15 protein-coding genes are annotated in these 16,016 nt (G+C 44.8%); 4 read left to right on the plus strand and 11 right to left on the minus strand.

All coding sequences use genetic code 11. The features are described 5' to 3' along the window. Positions 1-141 precede the first annotated feature (141 nt). Positions 142-1,158: a dipeptide epimerase gene (locus ACFQZI_RS15845; RefSeq protein WP_377144142.1), complete on the minus strand. Its 1,017-nt coding sequence runs from the start codon at positions 1,156-1,158 to the stop codon at positions 142-144. 56 nt (positions 1,159-1,214) lie between these two features. On the opposite strand from ACFQZI_RS15845, the gene ACFQZI_RS15850 reads away from it, so the two are divergent. Beyond that, a complete protein-coding gene (locus tag ACFQZI_RS15850; protein ID WP_377144144.1) occupies positions 1,215-2,204 on the plus strand; it encodes a hypothetical protein in 990 nt (329 codons plus the stop codon). Here ACFQZI_RS15850 and ACFQZI_RS15855 read toward each other — a convergent pair. The 4 genes from ACFQZI_RS15855 to ACFQZI_RS15870 are packed head-to-tail and all read right to left on the minus strand — an operon-like array spanning position 2,197 to position 5,621. Beyond that, the gene (locus tag ACFQZI_RS15855; RefSeq protein ID WP_377144146.1) at positions 2,197-2,805 is read right to left on the minus strand and encodes a rhomboid family intramembrane serine protease; all 609 of its coding nucleotides are present in this window, start codon (positions 2,803-2,805) and stop codon (positions 2,197-2,199) included. The genes ACFQZI_RS15850 and ACFQZI_RS15855 overlap by 8 nt on opposite strands. Continuing rightward, complete coding sequence (locus ACFQZI_RS15860) at positions 2,802-4,544, minus strand: M14 family zinc carboxypeptidase (RefSeq protein ID WP_377144148.1); 1,743 nt, start codon at positions 4,542-4,544, stop codon at positions 2,802-2,804. Before ACFQZI_RS15860 ends, ACFQZI_RS15855 begins: the two co-directional genes overlap by 4 nt. A 2-nt stretch (positions 4,545-4,546) precedes the next feature. After that, positions 4,547-4,897 (minus strand): MmcQ/YjbR family DNA-binding protein, encoded by a 351-nt coding sequence (locus ACFQZI_RS15865; RefSeq protein WP_377144150.1) that lies wholly within the window; start codon positions 4,895-4,897, stop codon positions 4,547-4,549. Position 4,898: 1 nt separating this feature from the next. Continuing rightward, the gene (locus tag ACFQZI_RS15870) at positions 4,899-5,621 is read right to left on the minus strand and encodes an outer membrane beta-barrel protein (protein ID WP_377144152.1); all 723 of its coding nucleotides are present in this window, start codon (positions 5,619-5,621) and stop codon (positions 4,899-4,901) included. An 83-nt stretch (positions 5,622-5,704) separates the two neighbouring features. On the opposite strand from ACFQZI_RS15870, the gene pepT reads away from it, so the two are divergent. After that, positions 5,705-6,964 (plus strand): peptidase T, encoded by a 1,260-nt coding sequence (gene pepT, locus ACFQZI_RS15875; RefSeq protein ID WP_377144154.1) that lies wholly within the window; start codon positions 5,705-5,707, stop codon positions 6,962-6,964. 71 nt (positions 6,965-7,035) lie between these two features. Here pepT and hflX read toward each other — a convergent pair whose 3' ends face one another. From hflX to ACFQZI_RS15905, 6 genes are all read right to left on the minus strand, one after another. Then, the gene (gene hflX / locus ACFQZI_RS15880; RefSeq protein WP_377144156.1) at positions 7,036-8,220 is read right to left on the minus strand and encodes a GTPase HflX; all 1,185 of its coding nucleotides are present in this window, start codon (positions 8,218-8,220) and stop codon (positions 7,036-7,038) included. 277 nt (positions 8,221-8,497) lie between these two features. Then, entirely contained in the window at positions 8,498-9,280 is a 783-nt protein-coding gene (trpC, locus tag ACFQZI_RS15885) for an indole-3-glycerol phosphate synthase TrpC (protein WP_377144158.1), read from the minus strand. Between the two features lie 126 nt (positions 9,281-9,406). Further along, positions 9,407-9,973, minus strand: coding sequence for an anthranilate synthase component II (locus ACFQZI_RS15890; protein WP_377144160.1), 567 nt, complete (start codon positions 9,971-9,973; stop codon positions 9,407-9,409). A gap of 80 nt (positions 9,974-10,053) precedes the next feature. Continuing rightward, positions 10,054-11,463 (minus strand): anthranilate synthase component I family protein, encoded by a 1,410-nt coding sequence (locus ACFQZI_RS15895; protein WP_377144162.1) that lies wholly within the window; start codon positions 11,461-11,463, stop codon positions 10,054-10,056. A gap of 219 nt (positions 11,464-11,682) precedes the next feature. Further along, positions 11,683-12,144, minus strand: a complete 462-nt coding sequence (locus ACFQZI_RS15900) for a cytochrome B (protein ID WP_377144164.1) — start codon at positions 12,142-12,144, stop codon at positions 11,683-11,685. Positions 12,145-12,262: 118 nt separating this feature from the next. Further along, complete coding sequence (locus ACFQZI_RS15905; RefSeq protein WP_377144166.1) at positions 12,263-13,453, minus strand: anhydro-N-acetylmuramic acid kinase; 1,191 nt, start codon at positions 13,451-13,453, stop codon at positions 12,263-12,265. A 114-nt stretch (positions 13,454-13,567) separates the two neighbouring features. On the opposite strand from ACFQZI_RS15905, the gene nagB reads away from it, so the two are divergent. Both nagB and ACFQZI_RS15915 read left to right on the plus strand, forming a co-directional pair. Next, the gene (gene nagB, locus ACFQZI_RS15910; RefSeq protein ID WP_377144168.1) at positions 13,568-15,487 is read left to right on the plus strand and encodes a glucosamine-6-phosphate deaminase; all 1,920 of its coding nucleotides are present in this window, start codon (positions 13,568-13,570) and stop codon (positions 15,485-15,487) included. Positions 15,488-15,498: 11 nt separating this feature from the next. After that, a complete protein-coding gene (locus ACFQZI_RS15915; protein ID WP_377144170.1) occupies positions 15,499-15,960 on the plus strand; it encodes a DUF2059 domain-containing protein in 462 nt (153 codons plus the stop codon). The last annotated feature ends 56 nt before the right edge of the window (positions 15,961-16,016 follow it).

Raw genomic sequence — 16,016 nt, forward strand, 5'->3', positions numbered from 1 at the left:
GCCCCTTTTTTGGTTTAAAGGCTTTTTTAGGCGATAAATTAACCACAGAGATTTCGGAGATTTGCAAATTTATTAGCGCAGAGGGCACAAAGACTTGCTTATCTCCGCGCGCCTCTGTGAAAAACTCTGTGCCCTCTGTGGTTAAGTTTTAAACTTCAATCCCAGCCCCACCTCATTATTCAATACCCATTTACCATTTTCAAAATCAGGCATATGATATGGATTATTAGTAGTAAGCAGCGGCCCGTCCAGGTCGGCCCAGTCGCATTGCGGGGCGAGGGCGGCGGCGGCAAGGGTAGCGCAACTGGTTTCACTCATACATCCTATCAGAACCTTCAGCCCAAGTTGGCGTGCCCTGTCAATCATTTCTTTTGCCTCAAACATACCTGCCGATTTCATGAGTTTTACGTTGATGCCGTGGTAAATATCCTGGGCAGCGTTTACGTCTGCCAGGCGCTGCACGGCTTCATCGCCGATAATTGGGACGGGGCTATGTTCGGTAAGCCAGGCATTGCCGTCGATATCTGTTTTAGCCATCGGTTGCTCTATTAACTGAACGCCCTGATCATACAACCAATAGATCATATCGAGGCTTTGTTTTCGGTCTGTCCAGCCCTGGTTGGCATCTACATAAAGCGGCACATTGGTTACCGAGCGGATGGTTTGGATCAGTTCCTTATCGCTATAGCGGCCAAGCTTTACTTTTATTACCTTAAGGCCTTCGGCCTCTTTAACTTTTTGCAGGATAATGTCTTTGGTGTCGATGCCGATGGTGTAACTGGTCACCGGCATTTTAGATGGGGCGCTTCCTAAAAGTTCCCAGCAGGGTCTTTCCTGCAATTTCCCCTGCAGATCATGCAGTGCAATATCTATCGCGGCCTTTATTGCGGGTTGACCGGGGGCAATGCTGTCTAAATAATTGATAATAGCGGCAAAGTCGAACGGAAATTTAAATTGGCTTACATCTACCTTGCTTAAAAACTCCGCCGCGGTTTTATGGCTTTCGCCCATGTAGGGCACCATAGACGCTTCACCATAGCCGGTTTGGCCTTCGTGGCTTATTTGCACCAGCATCAACGGCGTGCTTGTTCGCGAAAATTTGGCGATGGTAAAAGTGTGCTTTAGTTGGAGTTCGAAAGGTTGGTAAGTAAGCTGCATGTCAATAATGCCAAAGCTAAAATTTTAGTGATAAAATCCTGCTTATCTTTGCGGCCATGCCGGCACAAATTTACGCACCATTCGAACGTTTTAACTTTAGCAACCGCAACTGCTTCTTAACAGGCAGCCCACTGCAAAGTGAGGAAGAAAAGATCCAGGTATTTCCGCAGTGGCTCATGAGCCTTTACAACCTGGAAGACCAGCCTTTTAAGCTGCTTGATGAGAGCATCGCTACCTACAAAGATCTAAAGATTCCATGTTCGGCAGCGGCTAATGATGAATTTTTAGAACCGTTGGAAAATGAAATTGCCGCCGCGTTTGCAGATGGTTACGAGGGCGTAAAGGCATTGGACGAGCTGAAACTTTTCCAATGGACCAGCAAACTATTGTACGGCATCATCTTTAACGAGATACAATCGGGCATAAAAATGATGCACGCGCAGGGCGAGGAATTTAGCATCTCGCAGGCCATCATCCATAAATTTAGCTACCTGCACTTAATGCTGCAAAGCATTAACCTGCCTATACATTTTGAAGAGTTTAAGCCCTTTAGCTTATTTTTGTTTAAAGTGGATAATAAACCCGAGGAGTTTGGCTACCGCGACGAGATAAATACCCAAACCTTCGCGTTGCGGATAAAAGATTTTGGATTGGTGATTTGCTTGCAGGATAACAATGCCAACTTTGGTTACCATTACAAAATTTATAGCCAGATAAAGGATGACGTACTGCACCCCATCCAATTCGAAGAATTTAGCGGGCGGGTATTTTACAGCAACTACCTTTTTAACCGCCTGCCGGAGTACAATATTTTACCCGTGGGCGAGGACGTTTACATTGAGGATATGCCGCTGCGTGGCATTAGCAGCAAACCTTTATTTGACGAATGGATCAACAAAACCTACGGGCAAGTACTGGAAAACTTCTGGAAGAATTGGGGGTTTTTGTTGCTGGAGATCATCAAAAACCCCAATGAACCCATGAGCTTTTTATTTGACGCTGATGGCAACAAAGTAAGCCGCGAAAGTATAAGCCTGCCTAATTAAACTGCTGTATAAACTCGTTAATAATATTGTGATGCAACGCGAAGGTGATCACAATACCACTAACCGCGCCATAAAAGTGAGCATCATGGTTAATGTTATCGCGCGCGTGTTTAGATGCGAAATGGCAATAAATGAGGTACAACCCTCCAAATACCCAGGCAGGCATAGGGATAGGTAAAATAAGCAGTCGCATTTCGGCCAGAGGGTTAAACAGTATGGCGCTAAATATCACAGCGCTAATAGCACCCGATGCGCCAAGGCTATTGTACCATATATCGTCTTTATGTCTTTGGATGGATGGCAGGTCGCTTAGTATTAAACTCAAAACATATAGCAACCCAAACTGCCAATGCCCAAATTGCATTTCTAACTGAAAAGCAAAGAAATAATATGAAAGCATATTAAAGAACAGGTGGTTCCAGTCTTTATGGATCAGCCCGCTGGTTATAACGGTATATACCTTATGCCCGCGCGATACATTGTAGGGGTTAAGTATAAATTCGCCGTAGATATTCTCATTGGAGAAAGCCCAAAGAGAGGTAGCTAAAGTAAGTACAAATATGATTGACGCCACGGGTGCCGCCAGGAAAATTTCCATCATTGCAGATCGAGTTTGGTATTGGTTAGCAACCTGCCCACCGGGTAGCGCAGATATGTTTTTTCGAAATAAGGCGAGTTGCGGTAAACCCAGTTTAACTGCGCGCCGGCGCTTGCAGCAAGTTTTGAGTCGGCAGCTTTAGCATCCTCCAGCTTTTTGCGAAGGCCGGGATCGGTTTTTAACATTTGAGCGGCGACATCCTCAAACACGTAATCAGAAAAATATTCCTTTTGCCCGAGGATACTATCAAAAAAGTTCCATGCGAAAAAGGAATCTACACCCTGCGGTTCCAGTGTTTCTACAATGTAGCGGTTAATGGGTTGGTTTACATACACCACATAGTCTCCCTCATAAAATTTCACTTTGGCATCAACAGGGTTCAGGCTCACATTGGTGTGGATGTAATGACCTTCGTACGGCCTTGTACCGGATTTGTAATCGCCGATGTAATACATCTGCAAACTCAAAGTTGTATCATGTGAGAGACGCTTCATGGCAACCTTGTTTAACCTAAACAAATCGATAACCTTACCCCAAGCCTGCGGGATAATGTAGGCAACTGGTTTGTCGGCCGTTGCACTTGCTTGATACGTATTATAAAACTTTACTGTTTTGGTGTAAGGTTTTTCGCGGTCGTAATAAAGTCTTTTCAGGCCGCTTACATCGCTTATTTTGTACCCGGCGGCATAGCCTTTGAAGGTTATGGTATCAACTTTGCTTTCATCAAGCTTCCAGTTCAAGGCAAATGTTTTTTGTTTGCTCACTTGGTCATCTACCTGCTTTTTCATGTCGCCCAATATATTGGCGTCCCGCTGGCAAATGCTTATAAGGTTTTGCATAAATGCATAGGTTGCCCAAACACGCTTGTCAAACGGCTTCAACATATGCGTTTCGGTCATGTAACTGATGATGTTGTGCTGAGCAGCAAAGCCGGTGGAAAAACGCGGATACTCCATAAAGCTAACAATCCCGCTATCTGGCAGGCCCTGTTCGCCGGCACCGTACGGAATCATCTCAAACCCGCTTTTTTTCATTCCTTTATAGAGGTCGGGCGTAAGCGTTTTATCCGTATATGCGGCTAAAAACGGGTTTTGCTTATCCTTTTGAGTTTCTATCAGTGTCATTACATACTGATAATCCGCGCCATCGCTGGTATGGTTATCTAACAGGACTTCGGGCTGCCAGGCGCTTAATACTTGAGTAAACGCTAAAGCATTTTTACTATCGGCCTTAATAAAATCGCGGTTAAGATCGAGGTTACGGTAATTGCCCCTGAAGCCGTAAGCGCCTGGCCCGTTCTGGTTAACGCGCGATAACCCGCGGTTCTTATTACCATCAATATTATACAGCGCAATAAAACAAAGCACTACATCTTTTGGCAACTGATTCTTCTTTAGCAGATCGCGCACCAGCATCATGCTGGCATCAATGCCTTCGGGCTCACCGGGGTGTATCCCGTTATTGATCAGCAATACCCGCTTATTCTGCTTTTTGATCTGCGATGGGTCAAAAACCTTGTCCTTTGATAACACTATTAGTGTTAACGGCTTGCCAATATCTGTAGAACCATAATTAAACAGGCGCATTTGCGGCTGTGTTTTGGCCAGCTTTGTATAGTAGCTAATAACTTCGGTATAGGTTGCCGTGTAATTTTTATCCTTACTCTGTTCAAACGGTGTTAACTGGGCGTATACGTGCAGGCAGCAACAAAGGGAAATAAGCAAAAGGATGTTTCTTTTCATAATTAGTTACCTGCAATTTCGGCCTGCAATTTTTTGGTTAAACTTGCAAACACCAGTTCATAAGAGTGATCTATCATCTTGCGGATCTGCTTATTGGTGAGAGCGCCGTCGGTATGCACCGTGTTCCAGTGCTTTTTATTCATATGATAGCCGGGCTGTACTTCGCTATACTGTTCGCGCAGCTCAACCGCGCGTTCGGGATCACACTTTACGTTAAAACTTGGCGAATCCAGTCCGGTGAGCATAAAAACCTTATCGGCCACTTTAAAAACGAGTGTATCCTCACCAAACGGGAAACTCTCTGTAACGCCGGGCTTGGCCAGGCAGTAATCGCGTAGTTCTTCTATATTCAATTTAGTACCCTCTAATTTCTTTATCGTATGAGTTTTGGCCGCCAAAGTTCACCTTAATACCAACAGTTATTTGCCTGTATTGGTCAAGCGCATTGTTTTTAAAGTTTGTTGATGGGTCGGCATAACCATCAAGCCCTTCGCCAAAAGTAAGGTTATGCTGGTAACCAATATCCAAGCGTATGTTTGGCTGGTCGTACGCGTTATAAAACTTAAACTCGTAACCAAACCGCAGGGGTACAATTAAGTTAACGCTGCTGTTGGTGCCCGGGAAAGTGTAAGTGGGGTCTAAAACGCTGGTGCGCTGGGTTTCCACACTGTTTGATATACCGCCGATGCCCGCGCCAGCATAAAAGTTTTTCAATACATTTAATATTGTGCTGCCCTGGTAATCCATTAACTCTCCCGCCTGCACATCCATATGCAATATAAGCGCTTTGTAATTATTTAGGTATTGGCGCCCGTCCTTATCAACCTTCAGATCTGTGTTGCTGCCACCCGATAATTTACCAAACTGAAACTCCAGCCCTATTGGCACATAAGGCGTGAAAAAATAATTGAAAGTAACCGCGTATGATTTATTACTGTCCTGCTTTTTAAGATCGGCATAGGCTTTGTTTAAACTCGCACTAACGCCTATACCATAAGTAGCATAGTTTAAACTGCCTTGTGCTTTCGCGTTAATAAATGCCAATGTTAAGGCAATAAATAAAAGATACTTTTTCAATTGATTTTATGTTTGATATTTACAAATTAGCTGCTAGTACAGTAAACCCCGGCAATCAAATTTGCTACTAATATAAGCTTTATATGGATTTTAACACCCCGTTTAGTTACACTGCGACTGATAGATTTTTAAGATATGTGCAGATAGATACCCAATCTGACCCCACTTCGCCAACAATACCATCTACCGAAAAGCAAAAAGACCTGGGCCGGTTGCTGGTTACCGAACTATTAGAGATGGGTATCGGCGATGCACATCTTGACGAATACGGCTATGTGTATGCAAGCATCCCTGCCAATACCAACAAACCCAATGTTCCTGTTATATGCTTTTGCTCGCATATGGATACAGCGCCGGATTGCAGCGGAAAGGGCGTAAAGCCAATTGTACATCATAACTATAACGGAGAAGACCTGGTTTTACCGGACGACCATTCGCAAATAATAAAATTAGCCGAACACCCCGACCTGAAAAATCAGATAGGTAACGATATCATAACCGCATCGGGCACAACTTTATTAGGGGCTGATAATAAAGCCGGTGTTGCGGAAATTATGGATGCATGTTATCAATTAATGCAACATCCTGAAATAAAACATGGCACCATAAAAATTTTATTTACACCCGATGAAGAAATTGGCCGCGGAGTAGATAAAGCCGACATTGCTAAAATAGGCGCTTTTGCCTGTTATACCATGGATGGCGAAAGTGCAGGCAATATGGAAAACGAAACCTTTAGCGCCGATGGTGTCAAACTTACCATAAATGGTGTAAGCAGTCACCCTGGCTTTGCCCAGGGTAAAATGGAAAGCGCTATAAAAATCGCTGGCAAAATTATCGCAGCATTGCCCGATGGGCTTTCCCCCGAGCACACTTCGGGAATGCAGGGCTTTGTGCACCCGGTTGATATGAGCGGGCATGTGGAAACCGCTGTTATTGATTTCATCATCCGCGACTTTGACGATAGCAAACTACCTGAACACGCTGATACCATTCGCCGCGTGGCAGATAACGTGATGAAAGGTTATCCCAACTCTACCTACATACTGGAAACGCATGAACAATACCGTAACATGAAGAACGTACTTGCTCAACATCCTCAAATTGTTGACTATGGGATGGAAGCCATGCGCCGGGCAGGGTTACAGCCAAAACTTTGCAGCATTCGCGGAGGTACCGATGGTTCGCGATTATCATTTATGGGACTGCCCACGCCAAATATTTTTGCCGGCGAGCACGCGTTTCACAGCAAGCAGGAGTGGGTATCGGTACAGGATATGCAAAAAGCGGTTGATACCATTTTGCATTTGTGCATGGTTTGGGAAGAGAAGGGCCTCACCTAAATCCTCTCCAAAGGAGAGGACTTGGGAAGCAATTTTTTTGCTCTCTCCTGTGGAGAGGCTGGGAAAGGCTCCTAATACAACAAGTTATCATACGGGTACCTTTCGGTATGCACTTTCTTTACATATTCGTAAAGCAGTTCCCTAAACTCGTCCACGTTTTCTTTTTGGGTGGCCGAGATGAATATGGCGGGGCTGTTGTTTTTAGCCATCCAGCTGTGTTTAAAATCATCAAGGGTAAGTGGCTCCTGGGTAACATCAACATGGTGCTGCTCAGGCACAAAGGCATCTATCTTGTTAAATACCGTTATCATGGTTTTATCGATAGCGCCCAGGTCTTTCAGCGTTTCGTTCACCGTGCGGATCTGGTCCTCAAAGTTAGGGTGCGATACGTCCACAACGTGGATTAGGATATCTGCTTCGCGAACTTCGTCAAGCGTAGATTTAAAACACTCTACCAAATGGTGAGGCAGCTTGCGGATGAAACCAACCGTGTCTGACAGTAAAAACGGCACGTTCTCAATCACTACTTTACGCACCGTGGTATCCAGCGTTGCAAACAGCTTATTCTCGGCAAACACGTCAGATTTCGACAGCATGTTCATGATGGTAGATTTACCAACGTTGGTATATCCAACTAATGCCACACGTATCAATTGCTGGCGGTTTTTGCGCTGCGTTTCGTTCTGGCGGTCTATCAGTTTAAGGCGTTCTTTTAATAGCGAGATCTTATTGAGGATTAAACGCCTGTCTGTCTCAATTTGCGACTCGCCCGGTCCGCGCATACCAATACCACCCTTTTGTCGCTCCAGGTGTGTCCAAAGGCGCGTAAGGCGTGGCAGTAAATATTGCAGCTGTGCAAGCTCTACCTGGGTTTTAGCCTGAGCCGTTTGGGCACGACCGGCGAAAATATCCAGGATAAGGTTACTCCTGTCAAGGATCTTAACGTTCAGTTCACGTTCAATATTACGCAATTGTGACGGGGTAAGCTCGTCGTCAAAAACCACAATATCTATCTCTTCGGCAATTACATATTCTTTTATCTCATCGAGTTTACCAGTACCCACATAGGTAGAACGCTCGGGGCGTTGCAACTTTTGGGTAAAGCTTTTAACGGTGAGGCCGCCTGCCGTAGCGACCAAAAATTCTAATTCCTCTAAATATTCTTTTTCCTGGGCTTCGGTCTCATTGGGCGTTATTACCCCAACCAAAACCACTTTTTCCTGCTTCACAGCAGTATCATAAAATTTCTGTTTCATTCAAAAAAATGATTAACATTTAAACATAAAAGTAAACGTATTTACCTACTATAACTCACATACTGGTGGTTATGTTCACATAGCACAAAATTGTTTGTATCAATAAATTACTTCGCGATAATATATCCTGAAGCATTAAAAAGGTGAGTGTTACCAACAAGCAAGCCGGTAACAAAGGCTTTCGCGCGAAATCCGTAATTGGTTTGGCTGAAAAGCGCGTGGAGGTTACTATATAAGAATCAACATGATGACGCAAAGATACCGATTTACTGATTAATTACAAACCTTTCACAAATTGGCGCATGGCAGCACCGGGGTCTTGCTGTTTCATAAAATTTTCTCCAATTAAAAACCCGTTGAAACCTGCTGCCTTTAGTTGTTTGATAGTTTCAGTATCGCTGATAGCACTTTCCGATATCTTCATAAACTCGTTAGGTATATGTTCTGCCAGTTTAAAAGAGTTTTCTACAGTTACGGTAAAATCGGCCAGGTTTCGGTTGTTTACACCGATGGCATCAAGATTACTGTCGATGCTGCGTTCAAGTTCTTCGAGGTTATGCACTTCTAAAAGCACATTCAGATCGAGGCTTTTGGCAAGGGCCGCCAGGTTCCTGATCTCAGCTGGCGTTAAAATGGCTGCTATCAGCAGGATAATATCTGCACCTATGGCTTTTGCTTCAATAACCTGGTACTCGTCTATCATAAAATCTTTACGGAGTACCGGGATGTTTACCGCGCGTCGGGCACGGGTAACATCCATTTTGCGGCCCATAAAAAAGCCATAATCAGTCAATACCGAACATGCAGAAGCACCCGCGGCGGCGTAATCTTTAGTAACATCTTTTACCAGCGCGTCATCGTTAATGATACCCTTTGATGGCGACTTGCGTTTAAACTCGGCAATGATGCCGGTACGTTCCGGCGACAGCAAAAAGTCCTTAAAAGAATAAGTTTCGCGCTGAAAGTATTCAGATTCCTCTAACTGCGTGTAAGTGGTGCGTACCTTATCTCGCGCAACTTCCTTCTTTTTATGGGCAACTATTTTATCGAGTATTGTCATTGTCTTCAAATCTATATAAACCATGTCATTTCGAACGAGGTACGAGGAGAAATCTTGTTAGATACGCAAAGCGGCCATGCAGAGCTAACAGGATTTCTCACTATCGTTCGAAATGACAGTTGAGGATTACGCTTTTAACCAGTTCTGCATCATTTCTTTGCCGTATTCGGTCAACACCGATTCGGGGTGGAACTGTACGCCACGCACGTTATATTCCTTATGTCTTAAAGCCATTACCGAACCATCTTCTTCATCTATTGCGGTAATTTCCAAAACTTTAGGAAGGTCTTTTTCTACCACCCAGGAATGGTAGCGGCCCACTTTAAACTCATTTGGCAGATCGGTAAAAAGCGGCTCATTGGCATCCGTCACTTTTATTGGCGTGGCAATGCCGTGCATCGGTTGCGGCAAGTTATAAAGCTTCCCGCCAAATACCTCTGCTATAGCCTGCTGACCAAGGCATACGCCGAATATACTTTTCGTAGGTGCATATTTTTCTATCACCTGCAAAAGTAAACCTGCTTCTGATGGGATGCCCGGCCCGGGCGACAGGATGATGTGGCTAAACTCGTCTACATCTTCCAGTTTAAACTGATCGTTCCGCCAAACCTCGCACTGCAAACCTAATTCGTTTACCAGATGCACCAGGTTATAGGTGAAAGAATCGTAATTATCTATGATTAATATTTTCATTTTACACACCCCTAACCCCTCTCAAGAGGGGAACTAAATTCATTTTAACTAATCTCTAATATCCGGCCACTGATCTCTAACTACAACTCCTCCGCCAATTCAATCGCTTTCCTTAGCGCGGCTATCTTGTTATCTACTTCCTTCAATTCGCTTTCCGCTACCGAACCAGCTACTATGCCCGCCCCTGCCTGATAATGCAGCGTGTTGTTTTTGCTGAGGAACGAGCGGATCATAATAGCGTGGTTAAAATCGCCGTTAAAGCCAAAAAATCCTATCGCCCCGCTGTAAAAGCTGCGTTTGCTTTTTTCGTTCTCGTCTATAATTTCCATAGCGCGGTATTTTGGCGCGCCGCTTAGCGTACCTGCCGGGAAGGTATCGGCCACGATTTTAAATGACGTAGTGCCGGGCTTAAGCGTACCACTCACATGCGACACCAGGTGAATAAGGTGCGAATAGTATTGTACTTCTTTAAACGCCTTAACGCTCACATTTTCGCAATGGCGGCTCAAATCGTTACGGGCAAGGTCAACCAGCATTACGTGCTCCGCAGATTCTTTTGGATCAGCCTCCAACTGGCGGGCAATCTCAGCATCCTTCTCGTCATCGCCGCTACGTTTAAAGGTTCCTGCAATTGGGAAGATGCTTGCTACATTATTTTTAATGGTGATCTGTGCCTCGGGCGATGAACCGAAGATCCTGAAATCGCCGTAATCAAAATAAAACAAGTAAGGCGACGGGTTGATAGATCGCAGCGCACGATAAACATTAAACTCATCACCCAAAAACGTACGCGAGAACGCCCTTGACGGAACGATCTGAAACACATCACCACGGTAAATATGCTGCTTCATTTTTTCAACTATCCCGATGAACTCCTCATTGGTAAGGTTAGATCGTTCGGCGTCGTTGCTTTTAAAGCTATACTCAGGAAAATTTTTGTTTTTGATAAGGTCCTCTATCTTCTCCAATCCGGCTGTTTGCGGCTGGCCCTCTACCTGGTTATGGAAAATATAAAGCTCGTTCTTAAAATGATCTATAGCGATGATAAAGCTGTAAATATGGTACTGCATCACCGGGATCTTACGGGCGGTATCGGCGCTCTCTTTTAAACGGATGGTTTCGAAATGTTCAACCGCCTCATGTGTAAAATAACCGAACAAGCCGTTCGATAATATTTTGGAGTTGTTGGTCTCCACCTCAAAGCGATTAGTAAAATTGTTTATCTCGTTGGTGATGTCAAATTCGCCCGGTTTGCTTATCTCTTCGCTACCGTCGGGGAATTTCTTTTTAAGCGTTTTGTTATCTAAAATTAACCCGCTAAAGGGTGCGCAACATACAAAGCTAAGGCTGTTCTCGCGGCTATGGTAGTCGGAGCTTTCCAATAGCAACGAGTTTGGGAAAACGTCTCTTAAGCGCAGGTATATACTCACCGGCGTAGTGGTATCTGCAAGCAGCTTTTTATGGGTGGTGGTAATTTTATATTTTGTCATTGGAATTATCTCAGAGCGCATTAAACAAAAAAACCCGGCGAATTGAGCGTTCGCCGGGTTTCAAATTAGGTTTACATTTGATTAGTACAGTATATCAAAAACTATCCGGCTGCCATGTTTTCGCATAGTGCCACCAATTGGTATTAAGGTTAGTTTTTTTCATATCGTGGCAACAAATTTATACAAAAAATTGAATTAACAAATTTTTTGTCGACTTTTTTAGTGGGACATTCCAAAAAAGGTGCGGCCGGGAACGTCTTTGGTCATTAACACAATGGCAACCACTATAATAGCGAAGGCTATGGTATAAAAAACGGCGATGGCTTTGTGCTTAGCTTCCGGCAATACAGCCTTTTTAGATTTGCTATGTCCGATGGTGATCAATATCATAGCGATAAGCATCATGGTGATATGCTCTACCGTCCAATAACGGGCTGTAGCATCTTTCATGACACCTCCGCCAAACCTTACGTTGGGGCTTAAAAAATAAAGTACAAGGCCCAGTAAAATTTGGGTATGTACGGATATCATGGTAAACAAGTTGAATTTGCGGTTGCCTTCGCTGTAGACCTTTTTGCCGGTCCAATAGGCAAATGCCCTTATAATAGCAATTACCAGCATTACAAAAACAACATACCTTAAACCTGAGTGAAATTCGAGAAAGAATTTATAAGCGTTCATGAGCGTAAATTTTGTTCGAATATAAGGAAATATTTGCAGGTTGGAATTTTACTCACCCGGTCGTTGCTTCGCTCGACCACCCTCTCTCCGCACGCAAAAAGAAGGTCATAAAAAAACCTTAAAAGGGAAAACTAAACTTCCCCATCAACACTGCTGGATTATAGCCAATCTTCATCGGCTCGCCGCAAAGAGCCTCGTTGCCCAACAGGGCGAAGAGTATGGCTTCTTTCGCATCGCCATTTATACCCAACTCATCAGTATTAAGGATGGTAGCATTGGGAAGTGCGTAGGTCAGGTAATCGATCACAAATGGATTTCTCGCTCCGCCGCCGCTCACAAATATTTTAAGCCCCGGTACATCAAAATTACCTTTAATAAAATTGCTTATACTGCGTCCTGTGAACGCGCTTAAGGTTGCCACCAGGTCGGCTTTGTTAATGTTGAATAATCTTACCGCCTGTTGCGCATCGGCCACAAATTCGAGATTGAATAACTCCGGCCCTGTGGTTTTTGGCGCGGCCTCCCTAAAAAAGGGATGATCCAACAAAGCATCCAGCAAAACATCATTGACCTTTCCCGAATTGGCTATCGCCGAATCCTCATCATAGGATCTATCAAAATATTCGCGGCAGGCAGCGTCTATTAACGTGTTTCCGGGGCCGATATCGGTGCATAAAACTTCTGTATCAGCATCCGCAGGTATAAAAGTAAGATTGGCTATGCCGCCAATGTTCAGCAAAACACGGTTCTCGCCGGGTTTGCTGCCTAATATCACATCGCCATACAAGGCCAGGGGGGCGCCTTCACCGCCGGCGGCAATATGTTTCTGGCGGAAATCGCTAATAGTTAGTATCCCCGTTTTTACAGCTATATGGTCGGCATCGCCTATTTGCAGGGTTGCATTGCCATAACCGGGTTGGTTATGCAAGCGCTTTGGCGCATGATAAATGGTTTGGCCGTGGCTGGCAATAAAATCTACAGTTCCTGGGTTAACATCCCAATCTTTTAAAGCTTGCAATATCAGTTCGGCATGAAATGTACCGATGTAAGCATTCAGCAAGGTTACCTTCTCCAGGCTAACCTGCTTCTTTGCGAACACATCCTGCACCTCGTGCTTAAACTTTTCATCGTAAGGAATGGTGGTAAAATTGAGCAGTTCGAACTTCGTTTCAACACCGTGCCCGCTAAACTTACAAAGCGCGATGTCTAAACCATCCAGCGAGGTGCCCGACATCAACCCAATACCCAATTTTTCTTCTTTTTGGGCGATGGTAACAAGATTTTGCAGGTTTTTGTTGAGTGCGGGCATTCGCTAATTTACTTGTTTTGGCGGCAGCCACAAAAGATAAATTAAAACGGCCTGTATGTAAATATCCTATATATTTGTTTAGCAGCATTGTAAACCAATTACAACCCTAAGCCCATGGCCAGATTAAATTTATTAGAAGAAACCAGGTACGAAAAACTTCCCGTTACCGTCTATTCCGACCAAAACGCGGCATCCGTAGCGGTTGCCAAACGCATTGCCGACCTGATCCGCAAGAAAGCCGAAGCGGGCGAGCAGGCGATACTTGGTCTTGCAACGGGTGTTACGCCTATTAAAGTTTACAACGAACTTGTGCGTTTACACAAAGAAGAAGGTTTATCATTTAAAAATGTGATCACCTTTAACCTAGATGAATATTATCCTATGAAGCCCGACGCGGTGCAAAGCTACGTTACCTTCATGAACGAGAATTTATTTGACCATATAGATATCGACAAATCGTTGGTGCACATTCCCGACGGTACTTTACCGCAGGATGAAGTGGCCGCGTTTTGTTTAGAATATGAAAGGCAGATAGAAGAGCTTGGTGGCCTTGACCTGCAAATTTTAGGTATTGGCCGTACGGGCCACATTGGCTTTAACGAACCGGGTTCGGCACCTAACTCGGGTACCCGCCTGGTTACGCTTGACGACCTTACCCGCCGCGATGCTTCGCGCGATTTTGGTGGGAAACAAAACGTACCTGCCAAGGCCATAACCATGGGTGTGGGCACCATTTTTAAAGCGCGCGAAATTATCCTGATGGCATGGAGCGCCAAAAAAGCGCCTATTGTACGCAAAGCCGTTGAGGGCGAAATTTCGGGAGAAGTACCGGCCACATTCCTGCAACTTTCAGATAGTGTAGAGTTTGTTTTGGATGTGGACGCCGCGTCGGACCTTACGCGTTTTGATACGCCATGGCTGGTTAAGGATTGTGTTTGGGAGCCGATGCTTATTAAAAAGGCCGTTATATGGCTATCAGGCGAGGTGGGCAAACCTATCCTTAAACTTACAGAAGAAGATTATAACAGCAATGGTATGGCACAACTTGCCGTTGAGCAGGGCCCGGTTTACCAGATCAACATCGATATTTTTAATCAGCTACAACATACTATTACCGGATGGCCGGGTGGCAAGCCTGGGGCAGATGACAGCCAGCGCCCGGAACGTGCCGAGCCCGCCCGCAAGCGTTCTATCGTGTTCTCCCCGCACCCCGATGATGATGTAATATCGATGGGTGGTACGTTCATCCGTTTGGTAGACCAGGGGCATGATGTACATGTTGCTTACCAAACATCGGGCAATACCGCCGTTTGGGATGACGACGTGCTGCGCTTTGTTGAATTCGCGATAGACTTTAAAAACAGTGTAGGTGAGGATAGTTCTAAAATGCAGGGAATTTATGAGGACATGCGGCAGTTTATGGCCGTTAAACAGCCTAACCAGATAGACTCGCCCGAGATAAGGGATGTAAAAGGTTTTATCCGTAAAACTGAGGCTATTGCCGGCGCACGTTATGCGGGGGTGCCTGATAGTAATATTCATTTCCAGGCTTTGCCGTTTTATGAAACCGGTAAAACGCAAAAAAACTCCGTGGGCGAGGAAGATATCAGGCTTACTATGGAGTTGCTGCAAAACGTAAAACCGCAGCAAGTTTTCACCGCCGGCGACTTTGCAGACCCACATGGAACACACATCGTATGTTTTAATATTATCATAGAATCTTTACGCCGCCTGCGCAAAACTGAAGACTGGGTGAATGATTGCTGGGTGTGGATGTACCGCGGTGCATGGCAGGAGTTCCCAACTTACGAGATTGAAATGGCTGTGCCGCTTTCGCCTGCCGAGGTGTTGCGCAAACGCAACGCCATATTCAAACATCAGTCGCAAAAAGACAGGCCGGTTTTCCCGGGGGATGACGCGCGTGAATTTTGGGTACGTGCCGAAGACCGCAACCGCGAAACCGCCCAAAACTACGACCGCTTAGGTATGGCCGAATACGCGGCTATGGAAGCTTTTGTGAGATATAAATTTTAAACAACCAATCCATGAAATACAAATTCTTATTCATCGCATTAATAATATGCGGCGCGGTTAAAGCGCAAACACCGGCAATTACCCCATCGCACTTAAAAGCTGCCGAAGATGTACTTTTAGCCGCAGGTGCAGGGACTCAATTAAAAGAAAATATGACAGCCATGATCGCTCAGGCAAGTGCCAACATCCCTGCAGATAAAAAGCCAAAATTTATAGAGGTCATGAACGCCTTTATGGGCAAATACATGAACTGGGATCTGATGAAAGATCAGATGGCGGCCATCTACGCGCAAGAATTCAGCGAAAAAGAGTTAAAAGACCTTGCCGTTTTTTACCGCTCGCCACTGGGCATCAAGATCAATCAGAAACAACCGGCCATCTTTCAAAAATCGGCATTACTTGGTCAGCAGGCCGTGCAAAGCCACCAGGCCGAGCTACAGCAAATGATGCAGGAAGCATTTAAAACACCGTAAACAATTTGTAACTAAGATATTCGTTTAGCATCTTAGTAAAATATTCCTTTTAATTT

It is taken from the genome of Mucilaginibacter lutimaris, from assembly GCF_042676625.1.
In the GTDB taxonomy this organism is placed as follows: Bacteria; Bacteroidota; Bacteroidia; order Sphingobacteriales; family Sphingobacteriaceae; genus Mucilaginibacter; species Mucilaginibacter lutimaris.